This is a genomic window from Bacteroidales bacterium (genome assembly GCA_012519055.1).
Lineage (GTDB): Bacteria > Bacteroidota > Bacteroidia > Bacteroidales > Salinivirgaceae > JAAYQU01.
Map to the genome: position 1 here is coordinate 74,217 of JAAYQU010000035.1, position 16,982 is coordinate 91,198.

Consider the following 16,982-nt stretch of genomic DNA (forward strand, 5'->3'; position numbering starts at 1 on the left):
ACGATATTATTATTTACACCGCATGCAAAAAAACAATAATTTTCATATTCTTCTGCCCTTAATAGTTTCAATAAGTATTGTTTTGGGAATGGTAATGTATAAATATCTGTTAGGCGGATATAGTACTAATAACAAAAAACAGTATAGCCCCGAAAAAATAAATATTTTTCTTAAACAATTGGAGGCAAACTACGTTGACACAATATCTTATGACTCATTAGTAGAAAGTGCGATTGCACCTATTTTAGAACAATTAGATCCCCATTCGGTGTATATTCCTGCTGTCGAGCGAGAGGTGTCTGATGAACCTTTGCGCGGCAATTTCGAGGGCGTTGGAATACAGTTTAACTTACGAAACGATACAGTTTACGTTATTCAAACGATATCGGGTGGTCCGAGCGAAAAAATTGGAATTCGTGGTGGCGACCGCATTGTAAGGGTTGATGATTCGGTAGTTGCAGGTGTTGGGATAAGCAATGAAAAAATCATGTCGAAGCTTAAAGGACCAAAGGGCTCAAAAGTTAAGGTAACTGTTGTAAGACCAGGTGTTGATAAAAAAATAGAATTCGATATTACTCGAGATAAAATTCCAATAAACAGCATTGATGTTGCCTATATGGTAACTAAAGATGTTGGATATGTTAAAATTGCGCGGTTTAGTCTTACTACATATCGCGAGTTTATGCAGAAAGTAGCAACTTTAAAACAGGAGGGCATGCGTAAGTTGATTTTGGATTTACGTGGTAATGGTGGCGGAGTGTTGCAAGATGCTGTCAGAATAGCTGATGAATTTCTACCTGCTGGAAATGTTATTGTTTATACCGAAGGTAAAGCGCGTCCACGTTTCGATTATTATGCGTCAGCACAAGGCTTTTTGCAAAACGATGATGTTGTTGTTCTGATTGACGAATGGAGTGCTTCGGCAAGCGAAATATTAGCAGGAGCAATACAAGATAACGACCGTGGTACCATTATAGGTCGCCGTAGTTTCGGTAAAGGATTGGTACAAGAACCATTTTACTTTGATGATGGAAGTGAGCTACGTCTTACTGTCGCAAGATATTATACGCCAACAGGTCGCTCAATTCAAAAACCGTATAGCAACGAAGAGGATTATGCTCAAGATTTAATACGGCGCTTCGAACGGGGAGAGTTTACCGCCGAAGATAGTATTAAACATGATGAGTCTCTTAAATATACAACCCCGGGCGGAAAAACAGTTTATGGCGGAGGGGGAATAATGCCCGATATTTTTGTTCCTGCCGACACATCACAAGGGTCGAGATTTTTTGCTAAAGTGCGTCAACGTGGTATTGACTACCAGTTTTCTTACGATTATGCAGACGCAAATCGCGATAAGCTAACTAAATTTAAAGATGCAAAAAAACTTGAGCAATTTCTTGATAAAGAAAATATTATGAATAGCTTTATTGAGTATGCCGAGAAAAAGGGGATTAAATACACCCAAAACGACAAAATGAAGAAAGATGAATACTTTAACAAACAGATAAAAGCACTTGTTATTAGAAATATTTTCGATGATGGAGGGTTCTATATGATTATGAATGAGATAGACCCCACATTTTTAAAAGCATTAGAAGTAATTAAAAAATAAAAATTATAAAAGAGATGACAAAGTTATTGAATTCAAATCTCCCTTATAAAGTTGCCGATATGTTATTGGCAAAATGGGGGCACAAAGAGATTGAACTTGCAGAAAACGAGATGCCGGGACTTATGTCTTTGAAAGAAAAATATGGCGCTGAGAAACCCTTAAAAGGTGCACGTATTACAGGTTCATTACACATGACAATCCAAACAGCCGTATTGATAAAAGTACTAAAAAGCTTAGGAGCCGAAGTACGTTGGGCAAGTTGCAATATTTTCAGCACACAGGATCATGCCGCTGCGGCAATCGCTGACCTCGGAATACCTGTGTTTGCATGGAAAGGCGAAACATTAGAAGAATACTGGTGGTGTACACTTCAAGCACTTAATTTTCCTGACGGTAAAGGTCCAAATCTTATAGTTGACGACGGTGGCGATGCTACGCTTATGGTTCATACAGGCGTTGCAGCAGAAAAAAACGCCTCAATATTAGATCGTAAAGCAGGTGGTCCTGACGAGGTTGAACTATTGAAATTGTTGAAAAACTTGTTAGCCGAATCTCCAAACTACTGGAGTAGCCGAATAAAAGAGCTAAAAGGCGTTTCGGAAGAGACAACCACAGGAGTACATCGTTTGTATCAAATGATGGAAAAAGGCGAATTACTATTTCCTGCAATCAATGTAAACGACTCGGTTACAAAATCTAAATTTGATAACCTTTATGGTTGTAGAGAATCGTTGGCAGACGGAATTAAGCGAGCAACAGATATTATGCTTGCAGGAAAAATTTCGGTTGTCTGCGGATATGGCGATGTTGGAAAAGGCTCTGCACGTTCGTTAAGAGCATACGGTTCGCGTGTAATCGTAACTGAAATTGACCCAATTTGCGCTCTACAAGCAGCAATGGAAGGCTTTGAGGTAAAACCAATTGAAGATGCTTTGAGCGAAGGCGATATTTTTGTTACTACAACAGGAAACAAAGATGTGATAACTGCCGAACATATGTCGAAAATGAAAGATCAGGCAATAGTATGTAATATTGGACACTTTGATAATGAAATTCAGGTTGCACAGTTGGAGAGCTGGAAAGGCATTAAAAAAGTGAATATTAAGCCACAAGTTGACCAATACTATTTCCCCGATGGGCACAGTATTATCCTATTAGCTGAAGGCCGATTAGTTAACTTGGGTTGCGCTACTGGACACCCATCGTTTGTGATGAGTAACTCATTTACAAATCAAACATTGGCTCAAATCGACTTGTGGAAAAACAAATATGAGATTGGTGTATATCGTTTGCCAAAGCATCTTGATGAAATGGTTGCACGTCTGCATCTTGACAAAATCGGTGTTAAGTTAACCAAACTTACTCAGGAGCAGGCTGATTATATTGGTGTTCCTGTTGAAGGACCTTATAAACCAGAACATTACAGATATTAGTTAAAAGGTAAAAGGTACAAGATAAAAGGTACAAGGAGCAAGGGTATTGTCCGTAGGACAATTTTTTTCGCCCGCAGGGCGAAACACTTGTACCTTGTACCTCGCTCCTTGTACCTTTTAGTTTAATGATTTAATATTAACAATACGTGCTAAATTGCTGTAAATGACGACAAAGCAAAACAAAAAGTCTGCACTTATAATTGCTACACTTAGCGCATTCTTAGGTCCTTATATGGGGTCGTCAATTAATATTGCTCTTCCTGATATTGGCGAAACTTTCTCAATGAATGCTATATCTTTGGGTTGGGTGGCAACATCGTATATTTTGACAGCGGCGGTATTTCTAATCCCATTTGGCAGACTTGCCGATATTTATGGCAGGAAAAAGAACTATATCATTGGTATATCGATATTTACTTTAAGTTCACTACTATGCGCTGTTGCACATTCACAAGCCTCAATCATAGTATATAGAGTAATTCAGGGTATAGGAAGCGCATTTATTTTTAGCACGGGAACTGCGATATTGGTTTCGGTTTATCCTCCTAATGAGCGTGGGAGAGTGTTGGGAATAAATGCGGCAGCGGTTTATATAGGCTTATCTATTGGTCCCTTTTTGGGTGGTATCTTAACTCAAGCATTTGGCTGGAGGTCGGTGTTTTGGGTTAATGTTCCGGTTGGGATATTACTTGTTTTGCTTTCAGCAATCCTATTAAAAGGCGAATGGGCTGAAGCTAAAGGCGAAAAGTTCGATTTAGTAGGAAGTATAATCTTAATTGCCTCATTAACAGCGCTTATTTTGGGAATGGGAAACTTGCCACATACCAACGGTGTAATCATGGTGATTGTAGGCATTTTAGGGGTGATTTTGTTTGTTGTGCAGCAGATGCGTGTAAAATATCCACTTGTTAAAATATCGTTGTTTACAAAAAACCGTGTCTTTGCTTTTTCTAATCTTGCAGCATTTATCAATTATAGTGCAACTTTTGCCATTACGTTTTTGTTGAGTTTGTATTTGCAATATGTTAAGGGTTTTGACGCTCATTATGCTGGAACGATATTGGTTGCACAACCTATTATAATGGCTCTGTTTTCCCCGATTGCTGGCAAGCTCTCAGATAAAACAGAGCCTCGTTTTGTTGCTTCCGTTGGAATGGCTTTGGTTGCCATTGGCTTGTTTTTACTGATTTTTGTAAACTCAGAAACAACAACTTTAACGCTTGTGTTATACTTAATGTTGCTTGGACTTGGTTTTGCTCTATTTTCATCGCCAAACACAAACGCCGTTATGACTTCCGTTGACAGAAAAACATACGGAATAGCATCGTCAATACTTGGAACAATGAGGCTGACAGGTCAAATGTTTAGTATGGGTATTGCAATGCTTGTTTTTTCAATTACACTCGGAAAAGCCAAAATTACTCCCGACTTATATGGACAATACTCAAATAGCATGAGTTATATATTTGTGATATTTACAGTACTTTGTGTTTTTGGGGTGTTCGCCTCGTTAGCCCGTGGAAAGGTACACGAGAGCAATTAGCAATAAATTAATTGAATGTAAAGGTGTTGTAGAGACGGAGCATGCTCCGTCTCTACGTTAAAAACGCAACCTGTGTTAATTCGTTTAATCCGTGTCATCTGTGTTCCAACACTTTCTGCTTTTATCTATTTAGTTCGTTGTCACTAGCATACCATTCGCAGTAGCTTGTCGAGGTTTCGTATAGCTTTATACTGTAAAGTTCAACATTTTTAGGCAACTCTTTACTGAGCTTATCTGCAAAATCGCTGACAAGGTTTTCGCATGTGGGTTCAAATGGTTTAACGATTATCTTGCCCTTATATTGCTCAAGAAAAGAGTTCTTAAAAGACATTTCCGAAACCATTAAAGAGTGATCCAACGGATCAATAATTGATTTGTTTACTATTTTTTTCAATTCTCCAAAGTCAATGAGCATGCCATATTGTGGGCTATCTGTATCGTTACAAGGATACCCGGAAATAGTCACAAAAAGTTTATAGCTATGACCGTGAATATTATTACATCCCCCTAAATGGTTTTTTAGGAAATGAGACATCTCGAAAGAGAACTCTTTTGTTATTCTAACTCTGTTTTTATTTATCACTTCTGCGTGTGTTAATTAGTGTATAGGCAAAAAATTATGAGACTTGAAAGTACTCATTTTTCGAGAAAACAAACTTTGTTTCGAAAAACTTTTTAAATTTATACTTTTTTACGATACTGTGTCCAAAATTTATAATAACAAATCAATTTTTTATATATTGCCAGATTGTTTGTCTAAGGAATAGGAGCAAAGCCTCTCTGTTCAAATTCAAATTTGTATAACGAATACGTAACTAAAATACAACACGCAATCCCTGATTGCCAGACAAATAAATGCCACGAGATTGTAAATAAAGAAAATTTTAAACATATGAGATGCTATCATTTTTCACTATTACTGTTTTTTGCAACATTTTTATCAATTGGTGTTTCAGGACAAAGTAGCACAATTGACAGCCTATTAAGATTGGTAACAATAGAAAAAGAAGATACTTCGAAAATCTCGCTTTATATTAAATTGGGAGACTGTTTTGAAAAATCAAATCCAGATTCCAATCGCTATTTTACCTCAAAGGCTTTAGAATTAATTAATAGGATAGCTAAAAAAAGACGCAACGACAAATATGGACCTATTCTTGGTCAATATCAAGCTCGTTTGGGGAAAATTTATTTTCAGCAGAAACAATATGAAAAAGCTGTAGAATATTACTACCAATCAATTAAAACGTTCAGGAACTACGAAAAATCGAAAAACATAGAAGTAGCTAATAGTTCGAAAAAAGGAGTGATAGACGGATATTTTTGTTTGGGCCTTGTTTTTTCAGAGAAAGAGAATTCCGATAAATCGATAGAATTTTATTCTGAAGCCATTAAGCTTATGGAACAAGTCTCTGATTTTCAGGGCATGGCGCGTTCTTTCAATAATGTTGGCACAGTCTATTACTATCAGGGAAATTTACAAAAAGCCATTGAGTCGTACAACAAGTCTATTGAAATTAGAGAACAAATAGGTGATTTTGATGGCATTGCTAATAATTATTTGAATATTGGAGTGCTTTACACCGATCAGGGAAAATTTGATTTGGCAATCGACAGCTATTTAAAAGCCCTGAAGCTTAAAGAAGAAATCAATGATAAGGTTGGAATAGCTCACTGTTACAACAATATAGGAAATTTACATGCTGAACAAAATAGTCCAAAAAAGGCTATAGAATATTATTTAAAGGCACTTGAAATACGTGAAAATATTGACGATAAAGAGGGAATTTCTGGTTGTTATACAAACATTGGAGCAACTTATTCAGAATTAGGTCAACATGATAAAGCCTTAGAATATTTCCAAAAAGCAATTCCGGTATACACCGAACTGTCAGACTATAGTGGATTAGCTGACAATTATAATAATATGGGGGTTGTTTATCGAAACAAAAGCGAGTTTTTTAAAGCAATGGAGTTCTTTAAAAAGACTTTAGCCATTAGAGAAAAAATTAATGATAGTCACGGGTTAGCTGCGGTTAATTCAAATATTGCCACAACATATTCTGATATGTCTAGCATTGTTAGTAAGGGAAAATCGGCTGAATATCTTAAATTATCACTTAAATACGGCCTAGATGCCTTACAATTAGCAAAAAAGATTGGTTCTGTAACGCTGCAAAGAGCAATTGTTGATGGATTAGTTACGTCGTACAAACTTAATAGTAATTATGTTAAAGCATTAGAATATGCTCAGCTTAGCATTGAGCTTCGTGACAGTTTGTTTAAGGAAGAGAAAGCAAGAGCTTTGGCTGAAATGGAAACTCATTATCTTTTCGATAAAAAGCAACAAAAAATTGACAAACAGAGTGAACAACTTGAAAGTCAACAACAAATAATTTCAAGTGTAGAGTGGGAAAATAAAAAGAAAAAAACTTATCTGATAATAGCAATAATAAGTACTTTGGGGTTGGCTTCCATTACGGTGTTTTACGTGTGTAAAAGCAGACAAAGACATTTTGAAACAAACAAACTGTTAGTGCAATTAAATACAGAAATATTACAGCATAAAAAGGAAATATTGACATTGAGAGATGAGATTGAACTAAAAAACAACAGTATCACAAATGGCATTGAATATATTGGTTGTGTTCAAAGAAGCATATCAACCAGCCTACAATCAATAAGCGAAATTTTTAATGACTTCTTTTTAATTTATAAACCGCGTAAAATATTAAGTGGCGTTTTCTATTTAGTAAGACAAAACGAGCGATCAATATATAGCGGTAGCCAACTCAATAGGGCATGGAATACAAAATTCATTTATCAGTTTGCTGGGATATTCGTTCTTAAATGAAATTGTACATAATAAAATTAGTTCACACACAAATTTGGCTTTGGATGAGATAAGAGAAAAAATTAAAAACAGCTTGCCTCAAGTCGAAAATACCGATAATCAAGATAATGGATTGGCGATAGCGTTTTGTATTATCAATAAAGCTTCAAAAAAACTTTACTATTCGGGAGCGAGAATACCCTTACAGTTAGTTCGTCATAAAGACGGCAAAACGGAGCCCGTTTCAGAGGTTTTTGAACCCGATTGCCAGCCCATTGGAGCTTATGTTGACGAGAAGCCATTTGTCGAGAAAGTTGTCCAGTTGCGCGAAAAAGATGCTCTTTATATTTTTGCTAATGATATTTTGCAACTTGAAGATAAAAATAGACAAGAGTTTGCCGAAAAGCAGTTAAAAGAAACTATTCTTGCTGAAAGCAACAAAAGCATGAAAGAGCAGGGTAAAAATATTGAAACTTTTATTTCAGAATTGCAAGGAAATAACGACGAAGCCGACGATATTTTAGCTCTCGGAGTTAGAATTTGAGACACTAATTGACGATTTGCTTTAATGCTCTTGCTGTAGGGAGCGGTCTTTCCTCTTTCAGTATCAATGTATCGTAGATAATTTTTATCCATATTAAAATACATGGAAATGCTTTTAATACATACGGTTTAACAAACTCCTCTCTCAAATATCTCGGGAAAATATCAGTTGGAGATAGTGTCGTTAATATAAAAGCAGTTACAAAGAGAATGATATTTAGTTTTGTTTTTTTGCATTGAATAAACCACAGTGCTACACCTGTCATGGCTAAAATAAACGTTGGAGATTCGGCTTTGTGATTAAAAATCACAATCCAAATTAATATTGAACTCATTATAAGATACTTGAATGTATATTCTCCGTACATTTTTATCTTATAGAAAGGTAATAGAAAAATTAATGCTCCTGTGGCAACAACAATGTTTTTGTTTATATCAATTGCAAACCAGGAATTTAGCCAACCCATAACTGAATATCCGTAAGATGCGTCATGATCATTTGCAAGTAAGTTTAAGTAGCTGTTAAATAATCTCGTATATTGCTCGAAATCAACGAAAATCAGTGGTAGAATTAGTAAAAGCCCTGTCCAAAACAATGCGTATAAAGCTGATCTCCATTTCTTGGGATAGAACAGGAAAAGTGCAAAACCTACAAGTCCAAAGAGTTTTATAAAAACCGAAAACACAATGCATAAAGTTGCCCAAAAAGATTTGTCCCTTTCCAGCAAACCAAAAGACAAAACAATTAAACCGGCTATTAAAGCGTTGGATTGCTGGTTTTGCATTGATGTCATAAGTTCTATCAGCACAATTAATAAAATCAACCCTTTTTGGTAAAGGCTTAATCTTGGCAAATAATAGATAGCGAATAGTAAAACTAATGCGTTTAAAAGATTCCACAAGCTCAATCCAAGCCAATCAGGAAGAATATTAAAACAAGCGAAAAAAACAGAGAAAGTTGGTGTATATTTATACAGGTCCCAGTGTTCTTCAGGGTACAAAACATATAAGTCTTGCTGGTTTTTAAGATGTTCAAAAGATTTTTCAAAAATGGTATAGTTGTTATATCTGTTGTAAACGATACCACCATCATGATAAGTCTTTGTTCCAATTAAAGATTGAACACTAGCGCCTAATGCAAATAGAATATATATAGCTATTATTATTCGCTTATCTGAGATTGTTTTTATTAATTTATCTTTCATTCGTTTGCAATTTTTCAGTTTCGGGTCGCGTGGAACTCACATGTTTAATAATCATTTGATTGTGTACCAAGTTAGGTTGGAATGTTCGTTTCATAACAATTCAAAATGTACGTCTTTAGAGCATATTACAAAGTATTTAAGCACAAATTTGAAATGCATTTTATTGATTAAACCTAAAACCAATAGAGAGATCAATACGACCTAAGCCCTCACGCTTATTTTTTTCTAATTCGACTGTTTGTGTGGTTACTCCATTATCAACTTTAATTCTGGATAAAGTCCCTGCAATAAACGAAATCTGAAATCCTACCGATGCTTTTTCTGATACTTTAATATCATAGCCAACATCTATGGATAATCCAATTGTGTTGCCAGTATATTTATAATTATTGATAAAAACAGCATTGTTTGAATATCCCATATAACCTAACGAATAGTTTATATAAAGGGCATTCCTTTTTTTCTTGTCAAAGTATCTTGTCGAAAACATTGGTCCAATAAATGAGGTAGTTATATCATCGCTCATCTTGCCGTACACTCTGCCGCCAGCTTCTTGCTCTACATATATGTTTACACTACTTGTAGTTGTTTTAAAAAAGTAGCATTTAGCCCCAACACCAAACTGTTCTTTAAAATAATAGGTTAAATCTCCACCAAAATGGAAGCCATTTTTTAAATCTTTTATATAACCTGCAAAATCGTTTGAAAGACCTTCCGGAGCTCCAGCTGTAAGGCGACTATATCCTACATTAAATGCAAATCTTAAGCGTTGAGAATTATTGTTGTCAACAAGATTATCTGTGGGTACTTCACTGGTAGGAAAGTAGTTTAATTGATGGGTTTTAATATCCGACTGGGGCAGTAAGGTGTTTCTAATCTCATCATTATGTTTAAAAGTGAAATATACTCTATCTGCTTCTACGGTTGTAATTTTACAGTTAATTGAATCTCCGTCGTTTGTAACTATCAAGTCCTGAGAGAATATTGATTTGGAAATGAAAATTAAAAGAGTAATAATAAATACTTGTCTCATTGGTTTTTAGCATTAAAAGATTCAAACTCAATTTTTCCTGTTTTATTGTCAACTAATTCAAGCTGGGGTCGTCCAACAAAAGCTCCCATTCCAATTGAGCAACGCAGATAATAGGTTTTACCCATTTTAACGTTAATTGGAACTTCCGATTTTGCTTCTGTCTTAGCCCATAGCGTATTTCTACCATCTTTTTTTATGTAGAGTGTAGTTTTAAAGTTATTAATGACCCGGCAAATTACAGAGTCTCCAAGATATAAATCAAAGTTAACCGCTGCACCATATCCACCGTATCTATATACGTTAAGAATTGCATAATCAACGTCTAATAACTCCTCTTCCTTTTGAGCAAAGTTTTCTATATCTTTAACTTTTAATATTTTAGCAGTAATTCTGTGGCACGAGCTCCCCATTGCGGTTGGAGGTTTATGTTCAATAATTTTAATTGCGTTTCCTCCTGTTTTTCGGGCTTCAAGTTTGGCTTTGTCAACAACAGTGCTAAAGTCGCAATTTGTGGTAAACCCTGTATCACCGATTTTTACTTGTCCCAAAACTTCTGAGTTGTCAGGTTCCGGTTGGTTCAAACCAATTACAACAACGTCTTGTTTATAGTCTATAGGAGGATAAGTTTTACTGATACTGGTTGAAACCCGAGGATTGCACGAATTGAGAAGGATTAGTGCAGAAATAATAGAAAATCCGATTAATTTTTTCACTATCTGTTAAATTGTTTATGTGAACTAGAACTTGTTCAAAATCAATAACGTAGTGAAAAAAGTTGTTCTCAGTATTTTGAATATTAAATTCCACTACGATTTACAAATGCAAACATACAGAGTTTTATTTTATAAACGATGAGTATTTTGAAAACAATTCGGAATCTATATTAACCATTAAGGGGTAGAGACGGAGCATGCTCCGTCTCTACAATATTCGTACAAGTTACATTTCCATATCGTCTGAAAAATCCTCGGTTTTTTCGCCGTTAGTTCTTTGTCTCTTGACTCCTTCGTTCAGTTTATAGCTAAATCCAATGGTAATTCTTGGCATATTAGGTTGACGATATGAGTAGTCGTAAAAATTAGGTCCTTCGGAAGTAAATTCCCAACGGAATTTTCCAAAAGGATTGCGCATTGATATTGATATAGTTCCTTTTCTGTCCAAAATGTGATGTCGGTAACTTAATCCATTGTTGTAAAATGCACCGCGTGTTCCTTGTGGGCTAACAGAAGGAGAGAAATACATTGCGTTAGCAGTTAAAGTGCCATTTTTGCTTACTCTGAATGTAAGATTTGCACGGAACGTATGATTCATTGAACTTGTATTAACAGGCATGTTGTTTGTAAAACCCTCAATTTTATAATGGAAAAATGAATAATTACCGTCGAATTGAAGCCATTTTGTAAACGAATGCCTTACGCTTGCCTCAATACCCAAAGACGAGTTTTTATTCATATTCTCAAATGTGTTAAGCATTAAACCTGGATTATTAACAGGATCGTACAAATATCTTACTCTCGAAATTGCATTATCGGTTTGTCTGTAAAACAGAGTTGCGCTTGCTGTTGATTGTCCAAAATATCTTAAATAGTTGATTTCCAAAGCATGGCTAAACTCAGGGTCAAGATTTGGGTTACCTCGTCTAACATTGTAAGCGTCTGAGAATGACTCATAAGGATTTAGAAAGAAAATAAAAGGACGATTTACCCTACGACTATATCCTGCCATAAATTTGTTGTTACCTGTTGAGTTGCTTAGGTGTATTGTCGGGAAAAAGTTAATGTCCTCCTTAACACTTTTCGAGCCATCAGATTCTTGATGTAAGTTAATTCTGTAATATTCGGTTCTCAATCCTAATTGGAATTCCCATCTTTCAATTTTACTGCTACCCATTATATATACAGCATGGATTTGGTCGTCGTACAGCAAGTGGTTAACACTGTTTGACAGCATATAGGGGTTGTTATAGTTAGTGTTTTCAAAATCAATCTGTCTAAATCGTGATTTTGCACCCGTTTCAAATTTGAAAAAAGTAAATGGCTTAGAATAGTCTAATTGAATTGTTTGAGCTTGCTCTGCTGTCCATGAGCTATCTTGCCATTCGATAGTTTTAATATTATCAACAAACTCATCATTATAACCAAAGTTGTTGAACTTGTTTCCCGACAAAGATCCCATTATTTGTAGTTCGTGACCCTCGTTGTCAAACTTGTGCAGAAATGTACTATTTACATCGTAATTGTCTCTTTTTCCGTTTGATTTATTGTTTGTTATTAGATTAATTGTTGAGTCGGGGCTTGAGTGAGATATTGTCTGTTTGTTCTTTGATTCAGATTCGTCTCCTCCAATACGTATTAAACCGTTTATACTTAGCGATGATTTTTTTGTTAAATCTACTTCATAACCTAGTCGGAATGTGTTGCCTATGTTGTCTGATAATCTTTCGCCCTTTTCGATACGTGTAATGGTGTCAGTGTTAATAAATGTTTTTCTTTCTCCTCCTCTCAACCCAGAGCGAGACGACCGGTGTAAGTCATAGCCAAATGTCAATGAGTGTCCTTTGTTTCTGTAATTGAGGTTTGCCGACACGTTGTAACGATCTATCATACCTATCCAGCCCGAGTTCCCTGCGCTTACATCGAGCAAGCCGTTCAAACCGCTTTTTGTATCTTTTTTCAAAGTCACGTTAATAATTCCGGTTAGTCCATCTGGTTCGTAACGAGCTGAAGGGTTTGTAATTACTTCAATATTTTCGATACTTGAAGCCGGTATCTGTTTCAGAGCGTCGTTACCTGTTAGAACTGTGGGCTTTCCGTTTATTAAAACCGTAAAATTATCGCTGCCACGTAAAGTAACATTACCCTCGTCGTCAACCTCAAAACCCGGTGTGTTTTCTAACACCTCTACAGCTGTAGTCCCGACAACATTGGCATTCCCGGCAACTTGAACAACTTTACGGTCAATTTTATAAATTATTTCGTTGCGCCTATCTGTAACTACTGCTTCCTGCAACGTTATAGCCGAAGGATTGATGGTAATAGGTTTTAATGTAATAGTTGGACTTTGTGGCGAAATTGTAATCCCTTGTAAGGTATATCTTTCATATCCAATAAACTGAACAACCATATAGTATTTCCCGGGACGTTTTGCTTCGATTTCAAAACCACCATCTTCGCCCGTAATAGTTCCATCGACCATAGAGCTGTCGCGTTGGCTGTATAATACAACATTTGCGTACATAACAGGCTTGTTGTTTTGGCTGTCGAGAATCGTTCCATGTAAATTAAACTTCATTCCTGGTTGTGGTTGTGCAAAAACCGATGTCAGTGTGATTATTGACAATATGGTGGATAAAAAAAGTGCTTTGTACATAAAAACTATCAATTAAAAATTAAAAACATTTCATATCATAGACAAAATGGGAGCCAAAAGGTTTATTCGTTGGGGTTAAATTTTTATTGTTTAATTTTAAACCGAATAATTTGATAATAAAAGTTGCGTGGGTAGAGACAGGGCATGCCCTGTCTCTACAATCGTCACAATTTTATCATATTAAAAATAAGCAATAGCAGGATGAATTGTTTATTTTTGTGCTTAAAACAACAATAATATGCAGAAAGAATTTACCGATATAAGTAAAATAGGCGAGTTTGGCTTGATAAATAAGATATCAGAAACCGTAAAACTTTATCATCCCGACTCGGAGAAAGGTATCGGAGATGATGCCGCAATATTAAACTTCAATGGCAGTAAAATTTTAGTTACTACTGATATGCTAACAGAGGGTGTTCATTTTGATTTAACATATATGCCGCTACAACATTTGGGATATAAGGCAGTTGCAATAAATCTCTCGGATATTTATGCAATGAACGGCGAGCCCAGGCAGATAACGGTTTCTATTGGCTTGTCGTCAAGGTTTTCGGTTGAGCATATCGAAGAGATTTACAAAGGAATAAATAAAGCGTGTGAGTTTTATAAGGTAGATATCGTGGGCGGTGATACCGTATCTTCACTCAGCGGACTTATAATTTCCATTACAGCCATCGGAGTAGCAAATGAAAAAGAGATAACTATGCGTAGTGGTGCTCAAGAGAATGATTTAATATGTGTTTCAGGAGATTTAGGTGCCGCGTACTTAGGACTAAAACTTTTGGCGCGCGAGAAGGCTGCGTTTGAGGTCGCTCCACATCAGCAGCCACAATTTGATGGATATGAATATCTGATTGAGAGACAGTTAAAACCAGAACCACGTCGTGATATTTGTAATAAGCTGAGAGAAGCAGGCATAATTCCAACCTCAATGATAGATATAAGCGACGGATTATCAAGTGAATTGATGCATTTAGCCCAAAACTCGGAAGTAGGTTGCCGTATATACGACGAAAAATTACCTATCCATCAGCAATCAATAAGACTTTGCGAAGAGTTTAATATCGACCCATCAATACCTGCCCTTAATGGCGGTGAGGACTACGAGCTTCTTTTTACTATCAAACAGTCTGATTACGAGCATATTGCAAAAATTGAAAATGTGTCAGTCATAGGGCATATAACATCGTACAAAGGATTGTGCGAGATTGTTTTCAGAGACGGAACAGCTGTACCCTTAACAGCGCATGGGTGGAATGCCTTTGTTAACGATGACGAAACAGATATGTGATAAAAGAGCAGAATTGTCTGCAAGTTGAGTTTCTAACTTGTAAACCTTAATATATTGGAAAGTCCAAAAGAAATAGCCTCTGTTTTACCTGAGAATCCCGGTGTTTACCAGTTTTTCGACGATAAAGGAGCGATTATTTACATTGGGAAAGCAAAAAATCTTAGGCGAAGGGTATTATCATATTTTACAAAAAATCATGATAATGCCAAGGTTCGTGTTATGGTCCGACGAATCAGTAGAATTGAGCATATTGTGGTTGATACTGAAATAGATGCCCTACTTTTAGAAAACAGCCTAATTAAGAAGCACCAACCTCGCTACAATATTCTGCTAAAAGACGATAAGACGTTTCCATGGATTTGTATTAAAAATGAGCCTTTTCCTCGCCTGTTTTATACACGCGAAATTGTTAATGATGGTAGCGAGTATTATGGTCCATTTACATCGGTTTACATGGTTAGAACGTTGATAGATTTTCTTCGGAAAACATACTCTATCCGTACTTGCTCTTTAAAGCTAACGCAAAAGAATATCGAAAGTAAAAAATTTAGTAGCTGTTTGGAGTTTCAGATAGATAACTGTAAAGCACCGTGCATTGGGTTACAGAGCGAAGAGGATTATTTGGAAGCCATTCCGCAAATTAGAAATATTTTAAAAGGTAATATCAGCGAGGCTATCCTGCACTTCAAAAATAGCATGATTTCGGCAGCAGAAAGTCTAAATTTCGAGGAAGCAGAGCATGCTAAACAGAAAATGCAACTGTTGGAAAATTATCAGAGCAAATCGACTGTGGTAAATTCCAAAATAAGTAACGTCGATGTTTTCTCGCTCGTTAAAGACGAGAAGAGTTGTTTTATTAACTATCTGAAAGTTGTGCAAGGCTCAATAATACAATCATATACTACTGAATTACAACTACATCTCGACGAGGACAAGGTAGATATTTTGCAAATGGCTATTATCGAGATTCGCGATAAACTAAAGAGTGTATCCAATGAGATTATTGTCCCGTTCAATCCTGAGTTGGAAATGGAAGGGATAAAATTTGTTATTCCCAAAAGAGGCGACAAACGCAAACTTCTTGAACTGTCGGAAAAGAATGCAAAATATTATAGGTTAGAGAGACTGAAAATGTCTGAAAAAGCCAATCCTGCTTTGAAAACCGAGCGACTGCTTGCTCAAATGCAAAAAGATTTAAGACTTCCCAAGCCCCCTGTACACATTGAGTGTTTTGATAATTCTAACTTGCAGGGAACGAATGCAGTATCGGCATGTGTTGTTTTTAAAAACGCAAAACCGTATAAAAGCGAGTATCGGAAGTTTCACGTAAAAACTGTTGATGGTATTGACGACTACACTACAATGCAAGAAGTGATTACACGTCGCTACAAGCGATTGTTAAGTGAAAATAAGCCGTTACCAGATTTGATTGTGATTGACGGAGGTAAAGGTCAACTAAACGTTGCTTACGAAGCATTGAAACGGCTTGGTATTGAAGAAAAAGTGTCGTTAATATCTATTGCCGAGCGACTCGAGGAGATATTTATACCACATGATTCAGTCCCTCTGTATATAGACAAAAATAGTTCAACGTTAAAGGTTATACAAAACATTAGAAACGAAGCTCACCGTTTTGGGATTACATTTCACAGAGACGTTAGAAGCAAAAACTTTGTACAATCCGAACTCGATAATATAAAAGGGATTGGTCCAGCTACAATCCGAACTCTTCTGTCGGCATATAAGTCAATAGATGGAATTAAAAAAGCCACCCATGAGCAGCTTGTCCACAAAATAGGTAAAAGCAGGGCAGATATTATTTTTGCACATATTCATAAAAAATAAAGTTGAACCTGCCAAGTTAATTAAACAGACAAAATTTATAAAACAAATAAAAAAACTTCTATTGCGATATTTTCAAACGCATCATAATAACACATAAATTTTAAAATATGAAAAACTTAACCCTCACAATAGCCCTTATTGCTTTCGCTTTTTCTTTGCAAGCGCAGTATATAACTCGCGGAACAGAGCCGGGCGAATTTTATTTATCATATTACTGGCACGTGAACGCACAAGATCAAATGGTTTGGGCTATATACCGTTCTGTTGACAAC

General features: G+C 36.0%; 13 protein-coding genes. 8 read left to right on the forward strand and 5 right to left on the reverse strand.

The features are described from left to right. Positions 1–22 precede the first annotated feature (22 nt). The 3 genes from GX311_06465 to GX311_06475 all read left to right on the forward strand — a co-directional run bounded on the left by GX311_06465 (position 23) and on the right by GX311_06475 (position 4,591). Positions 23–1,615, forward strand: coding sequence for a S41 family peptidase (locus tag GX311_06465; protein NLK16021.1), 1,593 nt, complete (start codon positions 23–25; stop codon positions 1,613–1,615). Positions 1,616–1,629: 14 nt separating this feature from the next. Then, positions 1,630–3,048, forward strand: a complete 1,419-nt coding sequence (locus GX311_06470) for an adenosylhomocysteinase (GenBank protein NLK16022.1) — start codon at positions 1,630–1,632, stop codon at positions 3,046–3,048. Between the two features lie 163 nt (positions 3,049–3,211). Then, positions 3,212–4,591, forward strand: a complete 1,380-nt coding sequence (locus GX311_06475) for an MFS transporter (protein ID NLK16023.1) — start codon at positions 3,212–3,214, stop codon at positions 4,589–4,591. Between the two features lie 121 nt (positions 4,592–4,712). On the opposite strand, the gene GX311_06480 is transcribed toward GX311_06475, so the two are convergent. Beyond that, complete coding sequence (locus GX311_06480; GenBank protein NLK16024.1) at positions 4,713–5,171, reverse strand: 6-carboxytetrahydropterin synthase; 459 nt, start codon at positions 5,169–5,171, stop codon at positions 4,713–4,715. 312 nt (positions 5,172–5,483) lie between these two features. Here GX311_06480 and GX311_06485 point away from each other — a divergent pair, with 312 nt between their 5' ends. Both GX311_06485 and GX311_06490 read left to right on the forward strand, forming a co-directional pair. Further along, positions 5,484–7,445 carry a tetratricopeptide repeat protein gene (locus GX311_06485; protein ID NLK16025.1) on the forward strand — a complete coding sequence of 654 codons (1,962 nt, stop codon included), beginning with the start codon at positions 5,484–5,486 and terminating at the stop codon, positions 7,443–7,445. Next, positions 7,369–7,968, forward strand: a complete 600-nt coding sequence (locus GX311_06490) for a SpoIIE family protein phosphatase (GenBank protein NLK16026.1) — start codon at positions 7,369–7,371, stop codon at positions 7,966–7,968. Before GX311_06485 ends, GX311_06490 begins: the two co-directional genes overlap by 77 nt. 4 nt (positions 7,969–7,972) lie before the next feature. Here GX311_06490 and GX311_06495 read toward each other — a convergent pair whose 3' ends face one another. The 4 genes from GX311_06495 to GX311_06510 all read right to left on the reverse strand — a co-directional run bounded on the left by GX311_06495 (position 7,973) and on the right by GX311_06510 (position 13,574). Next, on the reverse strand, positions 7,973–9,172 hold the full coding sequence (locus GX311_06495; protein ID NLK16027.1) for a DUF2029 domain-containing protein: 1,200 nt from the start codon (positions 9,170–9,172) through the stop codon (positions 7,973–7,975). A gap of 160 nt (positions 9,173–9,332) precedes the next feature. Further along, positions 9,333–10,205, reverse strand: coding sequence for a DUF3575 domain-containing protein (locus tag GX311_06500; GenBank protein ID NLK16028.1), 873 nt, complete (start codon positions 10,203–10,205; stop codon positions 9,333–9,335). Then, a complete protein-coding gene (locus GX311_06505) occupies positions 10,202–10,918 on the reverse strand; it encodes a hypothetical protein (protein ID NLK16029.1) in 717 nt (238 codons plus the stop codon). The genes GX311_06500 and GX311_06505 overlap by 4 nt, the downstream gene beginning before the upstream one ends. A gap of 226 nt (positions 10,919–11,144) precedes the next feature. After that, positions 11,145–13,574 (reverse strand): TonB-dependent receptor, encoded by a 2,430-nt coding sequence (locus GX311_06510; protein ID NLK16030.1) that lies wholly within the window; start codon positions 13,572–13,574, stop codon positions 11,145–11,147. 238 nt (positions 13,575–13,812) lie between these two features. Between GX311_06510 and thiL the strand changes: the two genes are divergently transcribed. The 3 genes from thiL to GX311_06525 form a co-directional block, all read left to right on the forward strand. After that, positions 13,813–14,865 carry a thiamine-phosphate kinase gene (gene thiL / locus GX311_06515; protein NLK16031.1) on the forward strand — a complete coding sequence of 351 codons (1,053 nt, stop codon included), beginning with the start codon at positions 13,813–13,815 and terminating at the stop codon, positions 14,863–14,865. A gap of 51 nt (positions 14,866–14,916) precedes the next feature. Then, on the forward strand, positions 14,917–16,710 hold the full coding sequence (locus tag GX311_06520; GenBank protein ID NLK16032.1) for an excinuclease ABC subunit C: 1,794 nt from the start codon (positions 14,917–14,919) through the stop codon (positions 16,708–16,710). Positions 16,711–16,817: 107 nt separating this feature from the next. Further along, a partial coding sequence (locus tag GX311_06525) for a hypothetical protein (protein NLK16033.1) occupies positions 16,818–16,982 on the forward strand: 165 nt, incomplete at its 3' end.